20 protein-coding genes are annotated in these 20312 nt (G+C 28.0%); 6 read left to right on the top strand and 14 right to left on the bottom strand.

Features of this window, described 5'->3' with window-relative positions:
• Positions 1 to 43: 43 nt before the first annotated feature.
• The 4 genes from ABGT36_RS06075 to pyrF all read right to left on the bottom strand — a co-directional run bounded on the left by ABGT36_RS06075 (position 44) and on the right by pyrF (position 3869).
• Complete coding sequence (locus tag ABGT36_RS06075) at positions 44 to 1270, bottom strand: glutamate-5-semialdehyde dehydrogenase (protein WP_346677211.1); 1227 nt, start codon at positions 1268 to 1270, stop codon at positions 44 to 46.
• Positions 1270 to 2403 carry a glutamate 5-kinase gene (gene proB, locus ABGT36_RS06070; RefSeq protein ID WP_087373155.1) on the bottom strand — a complete coding sequence of 378 codons (1134 nt, stop codon included), beginning with the start codon at positions 2401 to 2403 and terminating at the stop codon, positions 1270 to 1272. Before proB ends, ABGT36_RS06075 begins: the two co-directional genes overlap by 1 nt.
• 109 nt (positions 2404 to 2512) lie before the next feature.
• On the bottom strand, positions 2513 to 3145 hold the full coding sequence (gene pyrE / locus ABGT36_RS06065; RefSeq protein ID WP_087300352.1) for an orotate phosphoribosyltransferase: 633 nt from the start codon (positions 3143 to 3145) through the stop codon (positions 2513 to 2515).
• 16 nt (positions 3146 to 3161) lie between these two features.
• Positions 3162 to 3869 (bottom strand): orotidine-5'-phosphate decarboxylase, encoded by a 708-nt coding sequence (gene pyrF, locus ABGT36_RS06060; protein ID WP_087300305.1) that lies wholly within the window; start codon positions 3867 to 3869, stop codon positions 3162 to 3164.
• A gap of 176 nt (positions 3870 to 4045) precedes the next feature.
• On the opposite strand from pyrF, the gene ABGT36_RS06055 reads away from it, so the two are divergent.
• Positions 4046 to 5809: a sugar-binding domain-containing protein gene (locus tag ABGT36_RS06055; protein WP_346677208.1), complete on the top strand. Its 1764-nt coding sequence runs from the start codon at positions 4046 to 4048 to the stop codon at positions 5807 to 5809.
• 280 nt (positions 5810 to 6089) lie between these two features.
• Here the strand turns inward: ABGT36_RS06055 and rpsD are convergent, their stop codons facing one another.
• Together rpsD and ABGT36_RS06045 are read right to left on the bottom strand one after the other, a co-directional pair.
• Complete coding sequence (gene rpsD / locus ABGT36_RS06050) at positions 6090 to 6695, bottom strand: 30S ribosomal protein S4 (protein WP_087300309.1); 606 nt, start codon at positions 6693 to 6695, stop codon at positions 6090 to 6092.
• A gap of 281 nt (positions 6696 to 6976) precedes the next feature.
• Positions 6977 to 7396, bottom strand: coding sequence for a very short patch repair endonuclease (locus tag ABGT36_RS06045; protein WP_346677206.1), 420 nt, complete (start codon positions 7394 to 7396; stop codon positions 6977 to 6979).
• A 99-nt stretch (positions 7397 to 7495) separates the two neighbouring features.
• On the opposite strand from ABGT36_RS06045, the gene ABGT36_RS06040 reads away from it, so the two are divergent.
• The 3 genes from ABGT36_RS06040 to ABGT36_RS06030 all read left to right on the top strand — a co-directional run bounded on the left by ABGT36_RS06040 (position 7496) and on the right by ABGT36_RS06030 (position 12618).
• A complete protein-coding gene (locus ABGT36_RS06040) occupies positions 7496 to 10327 on the top strand; it encodes a DEAD/DEAH box helicase (RefSeq protein WP_346677204.1) in 2832 nt (943 codons plus the stop codon).
• An 81-nt stretch (positions 10328 to 10408) separates the two neighbouring features.
• Positions 10409 to 12139 carry a M3 family oligoendopeptidase gene (locus tag ABGT36_RS06035; RefSeq protein ID WP_346677202.1) on the top strand — a complete coding sequence of 577 codons (1731 nt, stop codon included), beginning with the start codon at positions 10409 to 10411 and terminating at the stop codon, positions 12137 to 12139.
• Positions 12140 to 12234: 95 nt separating this feature from the next.
• Complete coding sequence (locus tag ABGT36_RS06030) at positions 12235 to 12618, top strand: CoA-binding protein (RefSeq protein ID WP_087300325.1); 384 nt, start codon at positions 12235 to 12237, stop codon at positions 12616 to 12618.
• A gap of 255 nt (positions 12619 to 12873) precedes the next feature.
• On the opposite strand, the gene ABGT36_RS06025 is transcribed toward ABGT36_RS06030, so the two are convergent.
• Complete coding sequence (locus tag ABGT36_RS06025) at positions 12874 to 13629, bottom strand: exodeoxyribonuclease III (RefSeq protein WP_087300327.1); 756 nt, start codon at positions 13627 to 13629, stop codon at positions 12874 to 12876.
• Positions 13630 to 13769: 140 nt separating this feature from the next.
• Between ABGT36_RS06025 and ABGT36_RS06020 the strand changes: the two genes are divergently transcribed.
• Complete coding sequence (locus ABGT36_RS06020) at positions 13770 to 14240, top strand: TspO/MBR family protein (RefSeq protein WP_204215253.1); 471 nt, start codon at positions 13770 to 13772, stop codon at positions 14238 to 14240.
• Positions 14241 to 14274: 34 nt separating this feature from the next.
• Here ABGT36_RS06020 and ABGT36_RS06015 read toward each other — a convergent pair whose 3' ends face one another.
• The 6 genes from ABGT36_RS06015 to ABGT36_RS05990 form a co-directional block, all read right to left on the bottom strand.
• Positions 14275 to 14682 (bottom strand): MG284/MPN403 family protein, encoded by a 408-nt coding sequence (locus tag ABGT36_RS06015; RefSeq protein ID WP_087300331.1) that lies wholly within the window; start codon positions 14680 to 14682, stop codon positions 14275 to 14277.
• Between the two features lie 106 nt (positions 14683 to 14788).
• Entirely contained in the window at positions 14789 to 15523 is a 735-nt protein-coding gene (locus ABGT36_RS06010; protein ID WP_087300333.1) for a tyrosine-protein phosphatase, read from the bottom strand.
• Between the two features lie 56 nt (positions 15524 to 15579).
• Positions 15580 to 16224, bottom strand: coding sequence for a TatD family nuclease-associated radical SAM protein (locus ABGT36_RS06005; RefSeq protein ID WP_346677198.1), 645 nt, complete (start codon positions 16222 to 16224; stop codon positions 15580 to 15582).
• Positions 16225 to 16238: 14 nt separating this feature from the next.
• Positions 16239 to 17051 carry a pyridoxamine kinase gene (locus ABGT36_RS06000; protein ID WP_346677196.1) on the bottom strand — a complete coding sequence of 271 codons (813 nt, stop codon included), beginning with the start codon at positions 17049 to 17051 and terminating at the stop codon, positions 16239 to 16241.
• A gap of 195 nt (positions 17052 to 17246) precedes the next feature.
• Positions 17247 to 17732 carry a hypothetical protein gene (locus ABGT36_RS05995; RefSeq protein ID WP_087300339.1) on the bottom strand — a complete coding sequence of 162 codons (486 nt, stop codon included), beginning with the start codon at positions 17730 to 17732 and terminating at the stop codon, positions 17247 to 17249.
• Positions 17733 to 17737: 5 nt separating this feature from the next.
• Positions 17738 to 18226 carry a type II toxin-antitoxin system antitoxin SocA domain-containing protein gene (locus ABGT36_RS05990; protein ID WP_346677194.1) on the bottom strand — a complete coding sequence of 163 codons (489 nt, stop codon included), beginning with the start codon at positions 18224 to 18226 and terminating at the stop codon, positions 17738 to 17740.
• Between the two features lie 467 nt (positions 18227 to 18693).
• On the opposite strand from ABGT36_RS05990, the gene ABGT36_RS05985 reads away from it, so the two are divergent.
• A complete protein-coding gene (locus ABGT36_RS05985; RefSeq protein WP_087300343.1) occupies positions 18694 to 19317 on the top strand; it encodes a peptidylprolyl isomerase in 624 nt (207 codons plus the stop codon).
• Between the two features lie 46 nt (positions 19318 to 19363).
• Here the strand turns inward: ABGT36_RS05985 and ABGT36_RS05980 are convergent, their stop codons facing one another.
• Positions 19364 to 20257 carry a PEP phosphonomutase gene (locus ABGT36_RS05980; protein ID WP_087300345.1) on the bottom strand — a complete coding sequence of 298 codons (894 nt, stop codon included), beginning with the start codon at positions 20255 to 20257 and terminating at the stop codon, positions 19364 to 19366.
• Between the last annotated feature and the right edge of the window lie 55 nt (positions 20258 to 20312).

The raw sequence follows: 20312 nt of genomic DNA, 5'->3' as shown, positions 1-20312 counted from the left end.
AATAAAAATAAGATCCGCTAAAAAAAGCAGATCTTATCAAAATTTATCTAATTTGACCATTTCCAAAAATCAAATATTTTGTTGATGTCATTTCTGGTAATCCAATTGGTCCTCGAGCATGAAGTTTTTGAGTACTAATTCCTACTTCAGCTCCAAAACCAAATTCACCACCATCAGTAAAACGAGTTGAAGCATTATGATAAACACAAGCTGAATCTAATGATTCCATAAAATATTTTGCAGTATCATTATTTGTAGTAATAATACTTTCAGAATGTTTTGTTGAATAATTATAAATGTGTTCGATTGCTTCATCAATATTTTTTACAACTTTAATATTACAGATGTAGTCATCATATTCAGTTGCATAATTCTTTTCAGTAGCAATAGTACCATCAATATATTTTAAAGATTCCTCATCACCAAATACTTTAATTTGCTTAAACTGTGGTTTTAATGCTGTTAAAAATTCACCTGCTACATCTTGATGAACCAAAATTGTTTCAATAGCATTACATACAGAAGGACGCGAAATTTTAGCATTAACTGCAATATCTACAGCCATCTTTAAATCAGCCTGACTATCGACATATAAATGACAAATGCCTGCTCCTGTTTCAATAACAGGTACTGTAGCATTTTTAACTACATGTTGAATTAATCCTGCCCCACCTCGTGGAATAATAACATCAACATAATCATTAGCACATATTAATTCAGTTACTACTTGACGATCATTATTTTCAATCAAATTAACAACATGATCTGGTAAAATATCTTCGATCGCTTCATTAATAACTTTTATTAAAGCAATATTAGAATTAATAGCTTCTTTACCACCTTTTAAAACACATACATTATTTGTTTTAATGCAAATAGAAGCAATATCAACTGTTACATTTGGTCTTGATTCATATACTACAGCCACTACCCCAATTGGGATTCTAACCTGTTTAATTAAAAGGCCATTAGGACGTTTAATCTCCCGAATTACTTCACCAATACAATCATTTAAATCAGCAACTTTTAAAACATCCCTAGCAATACTTTCAATTCTTTCTTTAGTTAATAATAAACGATCAACCATTGCATCACTAATACCATTTTCTTTAGCATTAGCAATATCTTTTTTATTTTCATTTATAATATAATCAACATTACTTAATAAATTACTACTTATTTTTTGTAATGCCTTTATCTTAGTTTGACTATCAATATTTTGCATTTTTAAACAAGCTCTTTTAGCCTGTTTTAATTGTTTTTCAATCATTATTTATTCACCTCTTTTACTAAAACTAAATTATTAGCATGAACCACTTCATCATAATCTTTATAATGAAGAACTGTTTCAATTTCACTACTATTTAAGCCCTTGATTAATCTAATTTCATCACTAGAATAATTAGCAATACCACGAGCAATTAAATCATTATTACAATCAACAATATCAACAATCTGTGACATTAAAAAATTTCCTTCTACATTAACTATCCCTTTAGGTAACAGACTAGTATGCTTATTAACTAAAGCTAATCGAGCACCATCATCAACAATAATTTTACCTTTAGGCATGCTTCGATACATAATCCAATGTTGTCTTGAACTTAAATGACGTACTGGAGTGCTATCAAAATAAGTCCCTACTTCCTTTCCTTCTAACAAATCAATTAATACATTAGGCTGGTTACCATTAACGATTGCTAGATCACAGCCAAATTCGTTACATATTTTCGCTGCTTTAATTTTAGTAATCATGCCACCAGTTCCTACTTTACTAGAAGCATCTTTAGCCATATTTTCAATTGTTTTGGTTATACCAGCAACATTAGATATCAATTTAGCATCTTTATTTGTATGAGGATTATCATCATATAATCCATCAATATCACTTACGATAATAACTAAATCAGCATTAACAGCAGGAACGATCATCGATGCTAATGTATCATTATCTCCAACTTTGATTTCATCTACTGCTAAAGTATCATTTTCATTAATAATTGGAACCACATCATAATCAATTATCGCCTGCATTGCATTATTAAAATTCATTAATCGTTTTCGATCATCGAAATCATCATGATTTAATAATATCTGGGCACATTTTAATTTAAATAAACTAAATAAATCCTCATATATTTGCATTAACGAGGCTTGACCAATAGCTGCTAAAGCCTGTTTTTGGGGTATTGTATCGGGTCGTTGTTTTAAATTCATAATATGGACACCAGCATTAATGGCACCACTACTAACTAATGTAATTTTTATGTTCTTTCTTTTAATATATGCTATTTGTTGAATCAAATTTAAAATCTTTTCTTTATCAATATTTCCGTTTTGATCACATAAAGAAGATGACCCAATTTTAACAATTATATTTTTTACTTTTTCTAAATTTCGCAATTTACATACCCCCGTAATTATTTTCTTAATTATACTAGGTTTAACATTTCATCTCAATAAAAAAACACCGAAAAGGAACATTTCCGGTGTTTATTAGCAAATAAAATTATTATTTTTCCATCCAGCTTTCATCATTTGGATCTTTTTTCCAAGCTTTTAATTTTTCCATATCAGCTTCTTTAATATAATCATGTTCTTTAGCAACTTCGATCAATGTATCATAATCAGTGATTGTTGCAAATTTGCAATTTGCTGCTTCAAAGTTTGTTGTTGCTTTTGGTAATCCATAAGTAAAGATAGCTACTAAACCGATTACTTCACATCCAGCTTCACGTAAAGCTTCAACACATTCTAATGAACTTCCACCAGTTGAAATTAAATCTTCAACTACTACTACTTTCATTCCAGGTTCAATTTTACCTTCAATACGGTTATTACGTCCATGGCTTTTAGCACCACCACGAACATATCCCATTGGTAAATCTAAAATTTCAGCCGTTAATGCTGCATGAGCAATTCCTGCAGTAGCAGTTCCCATTAAGCATTGTGCATCAGGGAAGTTTTCTTGAATTAATTTTGCAAGTCCGTTTTCTACATCTTTACGAACTTTTGGATATGATAATGTTAAACGATTATCACAATAAATTGGTGATTTGATTCCACTTGCCCAAGTAAATGGTTCATTTGGTCTTAAAAAAACTGCTTTAATATCTAATAAATCTTTAGCAATTAACTTTTTCATTATTAATAAATCTCCTTTACCCTTGAAAATCTTGATATACTTTTTTGTATGTTGCATATGGATCACTTGATCTAGTGATTGTTCTTCCTACAACGATATAGCTTGATGTAAGTTCTCTAGCCATTGCTGGTGTAGTAACTCGTTTTTGATCATTAACACTATCATCAGCTAAACGAATACCAGGAGTGACTGTTAAAAAATCTGTTCCTAAATTTTCGTGAATAATTTTTGATTCTAATGGTGAACAAACTACACCGTCTAAACCAGCAGCTTTAGCATTAGTTGCCCATTTTAAAACAACATTTTCTAATTTTTCATTAATTAATAATTCATTATCTAAAACATCTTGATCTAATGATGTTAAGCAAGTAACCGCGATACAAAGTGGTCTTTTATCACCAGTTTTCCCTTCTTCTAAACCTTCTAGTGCTGCTTTCATCATTGCAATACTTCCAGATGCATGAACATTAATCATATCAACATCTAATTTAGCTAATTGTTTCATAGCACTTTTTACAGTGTTAGGAATATCATGTAATTTTAAATCTAAGAAAATGTTATGACCCATTTCTTTGATCATCTTTACCATTTCAATTCCTTCGCCATAGAATAATTCCATCCCGATTTTTACATATAGTTTTTCATCACCGAATTTTTCTAAAAATTCTTTTACTTCTTCTTTAGTTTGAAAATCTAAAGCAATACATATTCTACTATCTGTCATAATTACCTCCATGTTATTATGATTATAACAAATTATTTGAATTAATCCATTATTTTTGTATAAATTTCTAGTATTTCCTTTATCTTAGATAAAATTTAACAATCTAAAAAATAATTATCTTTCAATATTAATAAATCTCATTGTATAATATAAATAGAATATTAAGGAGGTATTTTATGAAATTACTCAATGCAATTAAAACTATTAACATATTTCAAAAAAAAGAACCTCTAATACCGCTATATACAAAATGGGGAAAAGAAATCGATTATCGTCATGTTCTTGAAGAATATCCCCGTCCCTATTTAAAAAGAGACAATTATTTAAATTTAAATGGTTTTTGGCAATACTCGATTACAACAACAAAATGTTATCCACAATATTTTCACAATAAAATATTAGTACCATTTTCTCCAGAATCATTATTATCGCAAGTAAATAAACAATTAAAGCCTGATGAATACTTATGGTATCAACGATTCGTTATTTTAGAGAAAAAGCCTAATACCCGTCTTATTTTGCATTTTGGAGCAGTTGATCAAATTGCAGAAATATATGTTAATCATGAAAAAATATATTGTCACGTTGGTGGTTATCTACCCTTTGAAGTAGATATAACTAAATATATTAATAATGGTATAAATGATTTCACTGTTTGTGTCCAAGATAAATCAGATCATAGTTACCATGCTAAAGGAAAACAACGTCTTAAACGTGGTGGGATGTATTACACTGCTCAAAGCGGTATATGGCAAACAGTATGGTTAGAAGAAGTACCAGAAGTATATATTAAAGATGTAAAAATTGTACCTGATTTTGATAATGATGAAATTTCAATGACTATTATTTTTAATCAAGCAAGTGATCAATTGATAAAGGTAAAAATTGAAGGTGAAGAAGAAATCTCTTTTTCTTCAACCGGAAAAATAATTGATAAAAAAATTAAAATCACTAATAAAAAACCATGGTCACCAGATACCCCTTATCTTTATTCTTTAACAATCACTACTAATAATGATAAAGTAGATAGTTATTTTGCAATGCGAACATTTACAATTGAAAATGACAAAGATAATATTCCTAGAGTCTGTTTAAATCACAAACCTATTTTTATGCATGGTGTATTAGATCAAGGTTATTGGTCTGACGGCCTTTATACAGCACCAAGTGATAAAGCCTTAGTTTATGATATTGAAACTATCAAAAAACTTGGATTCAATACAATTAGAAAACATATAAAAATAGAAACAGCCCGCTGGTATTATCACTGTGATCGTTTAGGAATAATCGTCTGGCAAGATATGGTGAATAGCGGTTCTCCTTATCATCCATTGATTGTTACTTATTTGCCAACTTTGTTCAAAAGTCTTAGAAAACGTACTTCTGATAAACATCACTATCTGCTTGCAAGAAACGATAAAACCAATCGGCAAGAGTTTATTAATGAATGCAAAGAGACTATCAATTATTTATCTCATTTTCCATGTATATCAACATGGGTTTTATTCAATGAAGGCTGGGGCCAATTTGATACAGTTGAATTAACAAAATATCTTCGCACGCTAGATCCAACACGACTAATTGATTCAGCTAGTGGCTGGTTTGATCAAAATTGTGGTGATTTTAGAAGTGAACATTATTATTTTGATAAACCAAAAATAATTCCTGATAAGCGAGCATTTGTAATCTCTGAATATGGCGGATACGCTTATCAAGTTAAAAATCATGTTAGTACCAACAACATTTATGGTTATCAAAACTATGATTCTAAAGAACAATTTCAAAAAGAATATCAAGAACTTTTAAACTCTACAATTTTCCCACTAATCGAAAAAGGTTTGTGTGGAGCTATCTATACTCAATTATCTGATATTGAAGATGAAATCAATGGTTTATTAACATATGATCGCGAAGTTTGTAAACTAGATATTGATAAATAGATATTATAATATATTGAAATATACAAAAATGGTATATCATAGCTACAATGTTATGATATATCTTTTAATATTTAATTTATTACGCTTTACGGTTGTATGCCATACCTTTAACTCCACATTCTAAAGCCATTTTTTTAATAATTTTTGGCACGTTTTTAGCACTTTTCGTGCGCAATAACTATGCAATATTTATACATTAGTTGTGATTTTTTAGGATAACAACAAAAAAGGTATATCATAGCTGCAATATACTTATGATATACCTAAATTTTTTAATTAATTACCCTTTACGGTTGTAATATTCAACGATTAATGATTCGTTAACTTCTTGATTTAATTCAGATCTTTCTGGTAAACGAGTAAGTTTTCCAGTTAATTTAGTATCATCTACTTCAACGAAAGCAGGTGTGAAAGTTCTACCTTCTAATGTTGATTTAATAATAGCTAAGTTTTTAGATTTTTCTTTAACTTCAATTACATCACCAACTTTTACAGTGAATGATGGGATATCAGTTTTAACTCCATTTACTAAGAAATGTCCGTGGTTTACTAATTGTCTTGCAGCACGTCTAGTTGGTGCAAAACCTAATCTGTAAACTACGTTATCTAATCTACTTTCTAATAAGCATAAGAAATTGTAACCATGGATACCATCCATTTTACCAGCTTTTTTGAAAGTGTTATGGAATTGTTTTTCATTTACTCCATACATATGTCTTACTTTTTGTTTTTCAGCTAATTGTAATCCATATTCTGTTTGTTTTTTTCTTTTTTGACCATGTTGACCTGGTGCATATGGTCTTTTGTTTAATTCTTTACCATTTTCTAATGTAGAAAATCCTAAACGACGAGAGATTTTCCATTGTGGTCCTGTGTAACGTGACATTAATTTTCCTCCATTTATTGTTTTATTTGCATAAAACAATAACATTGCATAGATTAATTGAACTGTGTTTATATTAAGTATTTCACTTTGCAGCTAGCTACTTTACAAACAAAAGTTATAAACGCAATTTTCAAAACTCTATGTGCTGCTATCATTCGTTGCCTATTAAATATACACTTTTTTTGCCTATTAGTCAATCTTTTTTTCTTATTAATATCATAATATAAGAAATTATTTATCATACCTAAAAGTATTCAATTAAATACTCTATTACCCTTACATTATCCTTTATTAATTATCTCTTCTATCAGTTTTTCCATACGATATTCAAAACATTCCTTAATTTCACATTCCCAAACTATAACCACCTTATAATCCAGCTGTTTTAATTCATTATAATGCTTTATATCATTTTCCACATTTTTATTAATTTTTGTTAACCAATAGTCTTGTCTCGTTTTAGGAAGAGTAGCATATTTACAATTATAATGACGATGCCAAAAACAGCCGTTTACAAAAATTGCAGTGCGATATTTAGAAATAACTATATCCGGCTTCCCTGGTAAAGATTTTACATTTTTACGATAACGAAAGCCATGATGATACAAATATTTACGAACTTTTATCTCGATTGAAGTATCTTTTCCTCTAATATGTGACATATTCTTAGAACGTTGTTCCTTTGTCATTACATCTGCCATTTTACCACTTCCTATTTACTTAATTCTATCACCTAAATGAAATATTAACTAGTCTTCGTCTACAAAATCTATTATACTAATGCATAAAGGAGCAATATAATGAATACTTTAAACCACATAACAGCTGATAATATTACTAACTCTGCAAAATTATTAACAAATAATTACCAAGAAGGAATCAAGCTATCTCATGAATTGATTTATCAATTCAATTCATGTAATGCTTTTTATCTATCTGTCGCTTTTATCAATAAATCTGGATTAGCCGTTTTAAAGCAAACATTAATTGATTTAAAAAACAAAGGCATAAAAGGAAAAATAATCACATCGTCTTATCTAAATTTTAATCATCCTGATATGTTTAATGAATTACTTAAATTTGATAATATAGAAGTTAGAATTTTCGATAAACCTAATATTGGTTTTCATCCTAAGGGATACATTTTCAAAAACATAGATTCATATAACATCATTATTGGTAGTACCAATTTAACCCAATCTGCATTATCTACTAATCAAGAATGGAATATTCTAGTATCTGGTAATAAAAATAATGAACTGATTTTTAAAGTTTTAGAAGAATTTAAATTACAATGGAATCATTCCATACCTCTTACAACAGATTGGATTAAAAAATATGAAACTATATATACTTCTATTCCAACGTTAAAAGAGAAAAAGAATTTATATATTGAACCAAATCTAATGCAACAAGAAGCATTAAATTCCTTAAATGCATTAAGAAACGAAAACAAAAATAAAGCTTTGATCATTTCTGCTACTGGAACCGGGAAAACATATCTTAGCGCTTTTGATGTTAAAAACTATAACCCTAAAAGAATGCTATTTATCGTTCATCGTGAAAATATTGCTTTAGCTGCAATGAATTCTTTTAAAAAAATCATTAAGAATCATAGTTTAGGTTTGTTCTCTGGTAATAAAAAAGAGTTAGAAGCTGATTATATTTTTGCAACAATACAAACAATTCATAAAAAGGAATATCGCGAGATGTTTTCTCCCGATACTTTTGACTATATTATTATTGATGAAGTTCATCGTGCTGGAGCATCCTCTTATCAAGAATTAGTTGAATATTTTAAACCGGATTTTTTACTTGGAATGTCTGCAACACCTGAACGTAGTGATGATTTTGATATTTATAAGATGTTTGATTATAATATCGCCTATGAAATCAGATTACAGCAGGCAATGGAATATGATTTATTATGTCCTTTTCATTATTATGGTATAACAGACGTTCAAGTTAATGGCGTATCTTTAAATGACAAAACGGATTTTAACAACCTGGTTTCTAGTAATCGTGTTGATCATATCATTGATCAAATAAATATTTATGGTTATTCTGGTAATCGAGTTCGTGGATTAGTGTTTTGTAGTCGTAAAGATGAAACCAAAGAACTATCTAAACTATTCAATGAACGCGGTTATAAAACTACTGCTCTAACTGGAGAAGATAGTGAAGAAAAAAGACGATTAGCGATGGATAAATTAGAAACAGATAATCCTAATGATTATCTTGATTATATATTTACTGTCGATATATTTAATGAGGGTATTGATATTCCAAAAGTTAATCAGATCGTTATGTTACGCCCTACTCAATCAGCAATTATTTTTGTACAACAATTAGGACGAGGATTACGTAAACATAATTCTAAAGATTATGTAGTTATTATTGATTTTATTGGCAATTATGAAAAAAACTTCTTAATTCCAATTGCACTAAGCGGTAATCTTAGTTACAACAAAGATAATTTAAGAAGATTTGTAAGTGAAGGCTCTTTAATAATTCCTGGTGAATCAACTGTTTCTTTTGACCAGATTTCTAAAAAAAGAATTTTCGAATCTATTGATAAAGCTAATTTTAGTGATGTCAAAATTATAAAAGAAGCTTATTTTAAACTAAAACAAAAATTAGGACGTATCCCTAGATTACAAGATTTTGATACTTATGAATCAATTGATGTTTTACGTATTTTCCAAAATAAAAGTTTAGGCTCTTATCATAAATTTTTATCAAAATATGAAAAAGATTATAATGTAAAATTCAATAATGTCCAAGAACAGTATTTAACTTATATTTCTACTAAATTAGCTTCCGGAAAAAGAATTCATGAATTATTGGCAATTAAATTATGTATTGAAAACAATCAAAATATTATTAGTCTTTTAAAACAAGAACTAAAAAATAAATATCATATCGATTTCAAAGAAGTAAATTATTTATCAATTGTAAACCAGCTAAGACAAGAATTTGCTACTGGTGGTGCTAAAGCAACCTATAGAAATGCTATCTTCATAGATGAAAATCTAAATACAGAAAAACAATTGATTGATTTGCTTAAAGATAATAATTTCAAAAAACAGCTAATAGAAATAATTAATTTTGGCATCAACAGATATAAATCATTTTACAGTAATAATTATAAAAATACTGATTTTTGTCTGTATCAAAAATATACATATGAAGACGTATGTCGTTTATTAAACTGGGAAGTAAATGCTGTTCCATTAAATATTGGTGGTTATAAATATGATCAACGCACAAATACAATGCCTGTATTTATTAATCACGATCTTGATGCAAATCATGGCGGTAAATATCAACATCAATTTGTCGATTCTAAAACATTAATATGTTTTTCAAAACCAAATCGAAGTATTGATTCTGATGAAATACAACGAATATATCATGAACAAGAAAATCATATTCAAATTCATTTATTCGTAAGAAAAAACAAAAACGATACTATTTCCAAAGAATTTTATTATATGGGACAAATACATACTATTGGTAACCCTATTAAAGTTCAATTACCTGATAATAAAAATTCTGCAATTCAATTTACATATCGATTAGAAAATGAAATTAGAAAAGATATTTTTGATTATATTACCAATAACGATTAAGGATAGTTAACGCTATCCTTTTTTATTAAATTAGTTAATATTTAAATTTTTTATTGGTATAATATTATTCGAGGTGATTTTATGAATAAATGGAATTTAGATAATTTATATTTATCTTTTAAAGATGAAAATTTCTTAGCAGACTTTAAAAAACTGGAAAAAATACACCAGCAAATAAATGAATATCGTAACTATCACGATGAAAAATCTCTAGAAAACTATTTAATTGATTCAATTGAATTAAATCAATTAATTGAAAAACTATCTTGTTTTATTAGTTTAACATTATCTGTAGATACAACTAATGAATCAGCCTTAAAATATAGTGATCAATTAGATAACTTAATCGCTAGTTTTGTAGAAGATGATGTTGCCACTCAAGAATGGATTGCTTCATTTGACTTAAATAATATTTCTAGTGATCTTATTAAAGAACATCAATATATTTTAACCGAAATACAAAACAAACAAAAACACACGCTTGATAAAAATAGCGAAAGTATTATAGCTCACATGCAAAACACTGGTAGCAGTGCTTTTGAAAAATTAAAAGATCAAGTTGTTTCAAGTATTAAAGTTACAATTGATAATAAAACCTATCCTTTAACTGAAGTTTTAAATATGGCTTATGATAAAGATAAAGAAGTTAGAAAAAAAGCATACTTAGCTGAAATAGAGTCATATCATGAAAAAGAACAAACTATTGCTGCTTGTTTAAATGGTATTAAAGGCGAAGTATTATATACTACAAAATTACATGGTTATCAAGATGAACTACAGCGAACTTTAATAAATTCAAGAATGTCTAAAAAAACTTTAGATGTTTTATTAGAAACCATGAAAGAAAATCTTGATATTTTCAAAGATTACTTAAAAACTAAAGCTAAACATCTAGGGCATGAAAATGGATTGCCTTGGTATGATTTATATGCTCCTGTTATTGAAGATAAAAGCAATTATTCTTATGAAAAAGGCTGTGAATTTGTTGTGAAACAATTCTATACTTTTTCTAAACACTTAGGAGATTTTGCTTCAAAAGCCATTCAAAACAATTGGATCGATGTTTATCCAGCTAATGGAAAAGTTGGTGGTGCTTTTTGTTGTAACCTTCACAGCATCAAAGAAAGCCGTTTTTTACTAAATTATGGTAATAGCTTCTCTGATGTGATTACTATGGCTCATGAATTAGGTCATGGTTTTCATGGCGAATGTTTAAATGATGAAACAATTTTAAATAGTGAATATCCAATGCCAATTGCTGAAACAGCTTCAACATTTTGCGAAACAATAGTTACAAAAGCCGCTTTAAAAGATGCCGACGATAAAACAAAACTAGCTTTATTAGAAGATGAATTATCAGGAGCAACACAAGTAATCGTAGATATTTATTCTCGCTATTTATTTGAATCCAACTTTTTTGAAAACAGAAAATCGGGAGCTTTATCCGTTGAAGAAATTAAACAATTAATGTTACAGGCTCAAAAAGATGCTTATGGCGATGGACTTGATAATAATTATTTACACCCATATATGTGGACTTGGAAACCTCATTATTATGATGCTAGTTATTCATATTATAATTTTCCATATGCTTTTGGTTTATTATTAGCCAAAGGTCTATATGCCCTTTATTTAAAACAAGGCCCTAAATTTAGCGAAACTTATGAAAAACTATTATCGTTAACAGGTAAAATGGACTTAGAAGATATTTGTATGAGTGTTGGTATCGATTTAACTGATAAAACTTTTTGGCAAAGTTCTATTGATACTTTTAAAGAAGATATTAAACTATATAAACAATTACTTGGCTAGCTGTATTTTTACAGCTAGTTTATTTATTATTAAGCATATTTGTTGTAATTTTCTTATTTCTCCGTTACAGTAATATTATACAAGGAGAAAATAATATGGAAGCAAAAGATGTTTTAAAAAATTATCAAAATTTCGCAGTAATTGGTGTCACTACTAATCATGAAAAATATGGGTATAAAATTTTTAAATGTTTAAAAGAATTAGGAAAAACTGTTTATGGTGTTTCTCCAATCTATAAAGAAATTGATGGTGAAGCCACTTTTCCTAATCTAAGTGCTATTAAAAATCCAGTAGATGTTGCTGTATTTGTTGTTAGTCCTAAATTTGGCAGTGATTATGTTAAAGAATGCAGTTCTTTAAATATTGAAAAAATCTGGTTACAGCCAGGAACATATGATGATAATTTGATGCAAGAAATAAAAGACTTGAAATTAGAATATTATCAAAATTGTGTTTTAGTAGAAAGCGAAAATCTTTAGGTTAGTTTAATGACTAACCTTTTATTATATAATAAACAAAAATAATATTTCATTTCAAAATACAAACAACCAATTTTATTGTTATTATAGAAATTAATTTCAATAAAAAATGCAATCATTTCGATTGCATCTTCACTGTTTATTTTTAATTTTTTGATATGCGACACATATAAAGAAAAAAATAACTAATCCTAATAAAATATAAAATGATAATAATGTTATTGGTGTCATAGACACAATCTCCTTTAATTCACATTATAAATTTATTTCTAAACCAACTGGGCAATGATCACTTCCCATTATCTCTGTACAAATAAAAGCATCTTTAATTTTATCTTTTAAAGAATCAGAAACAATAAAGTAATCAATCCGCCATCCTGCATTATTTTTACGAGCATTAAAGCGATAAGACCACCAAGAATAAATACCAGTTTGATCAGGATATAAATAACGATAAGTATCAATATATCCACTTTCTAGTAATCTTGTCATTTTTGCTCGTTCTTCATCTGTAAAACCAGCATTTTTACGATTGGTTTTAGGATTTTTTAAATCAATTTCTTTATGTGCTACGTTTAAATCACCACAAAGAATTACCGGTTTATGTTGATTTAAAGTATTTAGATAATTTAAAAAATCATCTTCCCATTGCATTCGATAATCAAGTCGTTTTAATTCAGTTTGACTATTTGGTGTATAACAATTGACTAAATAAAAATTATCAAATTCCAAAGTCACTACACGACCTTCTTGATCATGTTCTTCTATACCAATACCATAGCTATAATTTAAAGGTTTAACTTTAGTAAAAACTAATGTTCCACTATATCCTTTCTTTTTAGCACTATTCATATAAGTATAATAACCATGCTTTTCAATTTCTATTTGACCTTCTTGCATCTTTGTCTCCTGGATACAAAAAATATCAGCTTGACTATCCTTTAATACATCATAGAACCCTTTATTAATACAGGCTCTAATTCCATTTACATTCCACGATACTAATTTCATTTTTTTACCTCTGCTACCATTATACATGAAAGCGCTTTTATATAGAAGCGTTTTTTTCTATTTCAGAAAATATTTTATCATTATTTATCATTTTCTTAAGATTTCTCATATTTTTTTAAATATTGTCTATAATAAATTAGGTGATAAAATTGAAAAAATACAAGTATATAATTTTAAATATTGCTATTTCTTTAGGAATTGGTGGGTTAAGTGCATTTTTTACTATGAACTCAATGGATATCTACCAAAATATCAATCGTCCAAAACTAGCCCCACCAGGATATATTTTCCCTATCGTTTGGACAATTCTTTATGTTTTAATGGGAATATCAAGTTATCTGATTCATCGTAGTAACCACAAAAACAAAGAAACTGCATTAATAATTTACTATTTTCAACTATTAATTAATTTTAGCTGGCCGATCTTTTTTTTCAATTATCAAAACTTTCTTCTTGCTTTAGCAATTTTATTTATACTAAATATTTTAGTAATTATCCTAATAAAAGTAACATATTCTATAAACCACTTAGCTAGTTATTTACTCATTCCTTATCTAATTTGGATTTTATTTGCATTATATTTAAATTTTTGGATTTTTATCCATAATTAATATTATAAAAACTTTCATCAGAAAGTTTTTATTTCTATGAAATATTTACATAAAATAATATTTCTTCTAATGCCCTGGTCTTCATTCGATAATATGTCGCACGACTATAATATTCATTCCACCAGTCACTATCTTTTTTTAAAATAAATTCATTATTAATAATAACCTGGCTCTCTGGAGATAATGCATTAATAACAATTTCAAAAGCAGAAATTAATTTTTTCAAATCATCTTTATCATCGATCCTTTGATTTAAACGAGCTGCAATTGAATTTTTTCCATAAGTATGTTTTCTTTCTTTTACTAAACTTGTACTTATTTCAGGATAGAACGATGTATTTTCTAAGCAATATAATTTTAGTTTTGCACGATGATATTGTCTAAATAATTTTTCTACCGCATCTTGTTTTTGCTTAAATGTCAATTTACTTTTTTCTTTCATAAAAAAACCTCCTATTTACTTATACATCTTTAAATAGGAGAATTTCTTTTTTATTTTATTAAATTTAATAATATTGACCAATCAATGTATTAACGTAATATATAACTTAAATAGTAAAATTTTCAATTATCTCTTCAATCTTTTCAATTTCCAAACCACATTGTACTAAATATTCTTTAGCACTACCATAATGTTCTCTTAAATAATCTAAAAATTTCATCATCATCTTAGGTGATGATTCCAAAAAAGCCCGATTATCTTCATCAACTAGTTCTTCAAGTTTAGCCATAACTTTAAGATTATTTTCATAAGATTCTGAATAATCTTTGACAATATCATATTCATGACATCCTGCTAAATCCATTAATAATGCCGCAATTACTCCAGTACGGTCTTTCCCGGCTGAACAATTAAACATAATTGCATTATAAGGATGCTGATAAAAAATTTCAAAGACTTGTCTAAATTGTTCTTTATTAGACTCTAACATAAACACATAGAACCCTGATAAATCATGATAATTTCTAACTTCGCTTGGTAAAACATTTAAATTTTTAGACTGTAATAAATTTATATTATAATACTCAATATCTTTATAACCTTTTAAAGCACTTGGCTGCTGATCTACTTCAAAATCACTTCTTAGATCAACCTGTACTCTAATTCCATAATCATACAAATATTCTTTTTCATCTTTAGATAGATTACCCGGATTTGTTGAACGTACGAATTTATGACTTTTAGTATAGTAACCATTTTGAGTTTCATATCCACCCAAATCACGAACATTAGTCATACTTTCAACTTTTAATAATCTTTCTTCTCTACTTAATTGCATCATTTTTTATTACCTCACTGATTGTAATTTTATCATATTTAAACCAGTGATACAAATATTTACTCTTCAAAAGGTCTTACTCGTAATTTTACCCCAATATCATCAGCAATCTTTTTACATGCTACTATTTTTTCTTCACCAATAATATCTACAACTGTCAATACCACATTAGGAACATACTTTTTACATTTCTTAGCAAAATCTAACATATAATCAAAAGAATCTATTCCAAAACTAGCTCTTGTTAGTTGATAATATTCTTGTTTATCTGGTGCATTTAAACTAATAGAAACAGTATCTATTAAATCTTTAAAATCTGGCGTAATATCCCGTTTAGCACTAACCGAAGCTAAGCCATTAGTATTAATTCTAATCATTAAATCAGAACGTTTGTTTTTCAAATAACGCGCTACTTCCATTAAGTCATCATGACGAAGTAACGGTTCTCCAAAACCACAAAAAACAACTTCTTTAAAAGCATTCAAATCATATTTTTCAAATTCATCAATAATTCTTTTAACATCAGGTTCTTCTTTTAACCATAATGAATTAGACTCACTCATTTCTTTAGTATTTCTTAAACAAAATGTACAAGCACAATTACAACGATTAGTACTATTTACATAACAAGTAATCCCTTGATAATCATCTAAATCTTTAATATCAATATAACTATTACCAGCCAATGTATATAAGATTACCATTTTAATTTTCCTCCTTATAATTCTTTTAAAAACGGTTCAAAACATAAACCTAAGTGATTATGAGCCCCTATTTTTTGACTATAATCAATACATTTACAAGCAAAATCAGCTGCTTTTTGTACGCATTGATAAAAATCCATACCATTAGCGTAACTTCCCGCAATAATACCACTTATTAAATCTCCAGTACCACTACGATCTTCACCAATTCGCTTAACTTTAATTAATTTAGCTCCCCTATTTTTTTCATATGCGAAATTAACTATTTTATCTTCCACATTAATTCCTGTAACAACAATCTTCTCTGGTCCTAATTGAGACAATCTTTGACACATTTGTTCTATTTTATCAAAATCAATATTATTTCCTAAATATTCTTCTTCCAACAATGCACATAACTCTGTCAAATTAGGAGTAATTATTGTTGCATATGGGATTAATTCCCGCATTTTATCCTGCATTTTCTTTGTATAAGTAGGATAAAGTTTTCCATGATCTCCCATTACTGGATCTACTAATACAAAAGTATTTTTCTTCTTAAAAGTTTTAAAAAAGTCTATTACAATATCAATCTGTTTATCAGAACCTAAAAATCCTGTTACTATTCCATCGAATTCTACATTCATTTTCTTATATGTCAAAATATAATCAGTCATTCGATCAGTATAATCATCAAAATAATATTCTGGATGATATGTATTAACCGATAATATTGCAGTTGGCACAAAAACACATTCAACTCCTAAAGCAGATATTAAAGGCAATTGAATAGCAACTGAACAACGGCTATATCCGGTCACATCATTTATTAAAGCTACCCTTTTCATCATAACCTCCTTGATTGTCTTATATTTTATCACAAAAATAGCAATTTTAATCATGACAGTTTTTAATATTTTTATATGGACAAGATATTAACACTATAATACGGACTTTAATCGATTTGTTACTTATTTAGTACGTTTTATTGAACTTTTCTACATAAAAAAACCTAGGGCATTAAGCCTTAGGATTCTATGATTTTAAAATTTATTAAATTCATGACCTGGATCAAATGCTAACACATAAAACACACTATCATAATTAACTCCAAATATTACAAATTTACCATTTCCATGTCTTTTTAAATGTAAATGAATAATATTACTCTCAAGCAATCCTTTTTCATCAGGGTATGCAGTTTCAAATTCTTTTTTAATACGTTTTATATATTTATTATTATTATCAATTTTACTTCCATTTTTTGAAGTATATTGTGTTATCAATTCTTCTAAATTAGAACATTTATCAATTTCATATAAAAATTTTTGTAGCTGATCAAAAACTCCTTCTTCAGTATGATTTTTATGATATTTATTTAGCCCCTTAAAACAACATACATTACATTTATATAAATATTTAAAATTTATCTCGGGATGCTCTTTTTTATTAATTACTGAATCTGTAAGAATTATCTTTTTATCATCTGGTATTCCTATTTTAGCTAATTTCTTTCTATTTCTACTCATAATTATTAGATTGCAATAGATTTATAATATCTTTTCATTGTTTCTTTAGAAATCTTTCTTGTACTACTTTGAAATTTTCCTAACCCTTTTCTTTGTTCTAACCACGGTTTTTCAGTATGGGTTAATGCCTCTAATTGATCAGCTCCATATTCACCATAAGTATCCCAAACAGATTCTAAAACTTCAATTTGTTCTTTTGTAAAAAGTTCATCTAATCTTTTTTTAACAACTACAGGATTAATAATAGTTAATTCCTGCCATCCAAATCCTTTAAATTCGTTATATAAAGTCTTGCTTACAGGGCCATGAACCCAAGCTTCAAAATCACTATTTTGAGAGATATCTTGATCTAATAAAACCAAACTCCACGCTTCAGCATAATAACATAATTTTTGGATTTTTTTATTTGACATATTTTCCTTTAACAAAAACCAGTCAGCTACATCTTTTATATCAGCTTTAATTGGTATATTTACCGCTTTAATTTCCCCCATTTTATTTGCCTCCGATTCATTGTCCGTATTATCTATTTTTCTAAACCTAATATATTTGTAACATTTCCTGGTAAAAATTACAATAAATGTAAAGAAAATAATCAAAATAATATAATACAACATATTTTTCTCCTTTTAAAATCTCTTACTATTATATACATTTAAAATATTATGATTACTTCTATTATTACCAAAAAATCCTAAGATTGTTCTATATATTTATTGTTAATATAGCACTATTAAATATATATTCTTTCTATTTTTTAGTATACTATGTTAATTTTTACTATATTTTCAATAAATCAATCAATTGAAAAAATAAATCTACTTTGTGAATTTAAGATCGACTATTATGTAAATTAGGATAGAACTTAGTTTTACGATTAATGTTTTACTTAGAAAAAACAATTAATGTAGACAACTAATAGTAATATTCGCTATAATTAAATTTATGAAAGGAAGATATTATGAAGAAATTTTTTAAGTTTACAGCTATTATGGCTTTAGCTATTTGTTTGGTTGGATGTGGAAATAGTGGTGACAGTGATACTGATACATCAAGCAATAATGAAACTAATACTGAAGATTTATTAAGCGGTAATCATCATATTGAAATTGATGTTCAAAATTATGGGACTATCAAAGTAGAATTGCAAGCTGATGAGGCTCCTATCACAGTTACTAATTTCATCAATCTAGCAAAAGATGGTTTTTATGATGGATTAACATTCCATCGAATTATTGATGGATTTATGATTCAAGGTGGCGATCCTAATGGTGATGGTACTGGTGGATCTGATGAAACTATCAAAGGTGAATTTAGTGCTAACGGTGTTGATAATCCGTTAAAACATACTCGTGGTGCTATTTCAATGGCTCGTTCTAGCGATTATGATAGTGCTAGTTCCCAATTTTTCATTGTTCATCAAACAACTGAATCATTAGATGGACAATATGCCGTTTTTGGTTATGTATACGAAGGAATGGAAGTTGTTGATCAGATTGCTACAACTGTTCCAGTTACTGATAATAACGGTACTGTTGAAAAAGCAAATCAACCGGTTATCAATACAATTAAAGTAATCGATTAAAAAAACTACTTAGATTTTAAATCTAAGTAGTTTTATATTAACATTATTAACGATTAATTGAAGAAGCAATTTTATGATATGTCCAACGTTTACCACGAATAGCAATTGATAATGCCATGATATTTTCTGGAATTGCCATACCACACCATCCAGCATCACCAATATGTTGAATATCAACACCACAGCGTTTATTAATTAAAGCAATTTCTCTAATTGTTTGTTCATCAGCACCTTCTTGGCTTGTACCAATAGCACTTAATGATAATGCTCCATGTTCTTTAATAAATTTACATGCTTCAGTTAATGTTTGTTCGCTTAATCCTGGTACAGTGTTAACTGCTGGCATTAAAATAACATCAGCTCCAGCTTCAATAAATTCTTTAATGCTATCTAAATCAACTAATGGTTCATCAACACCTGCAGCATGCATTTTTCCAGCAATAATTAAACCACTAAAGTTTTCTTTAGCTACTTTAATACATTTTGCAATTGATTTGTTTGTTACTCCAGTTCCTGGATTACCTGTTAAACAGATAAAATCAAACCCTAATTCTTCAGCTTTTTGAATAGTTTCTTTAGTTGCTTGTCTACCAGCAGCAATTACATGACGAGTTTCCATCATTTTTGCATCTGGATCAACTGGTTCCAAGTTACATCCAACTGGACGACCAACTAATCTTTTTAATTCTTTAACTGGTTCATCAGTTCCTTCGATTCCATTAATAACAGGATTATTGCAATCAAATACGTTTAATAAAACCATATCTGATCCAAAAGAAACTGCTAATTCAGCATTAGTTAAATCTCCTAATAAAGGTGGGATAGCAACAACAGTTTCTGTCATTACTGTTCTTCCTTCACAAGCTAAAATTGATTGTTTCAATTCTTCACCGTTCATTGCTAGAGCTTCACTTGTTGTACAATTTAAAAGTCTTTTCATTTCATTTCCTCCATCAAAAATTAACCTATTTATATTATACGCCTTTTATTTGATA

Origin of the sequence: Erysipelatoclostridium sp. An173 (genome assembly GCF_963931465.1) — a bacterium.
In the GTDB taxonomy this organism is placed as follows: Bacteria; Bacillota_I; Bacilli_A; order Erysipelotrichales; family Coprobacillaceae; genus Thomasclavelia; species Thomasclavelia merdavium.
This window is presented reverse-complemented; position numbering and strand designations above follow the sequence as displayed.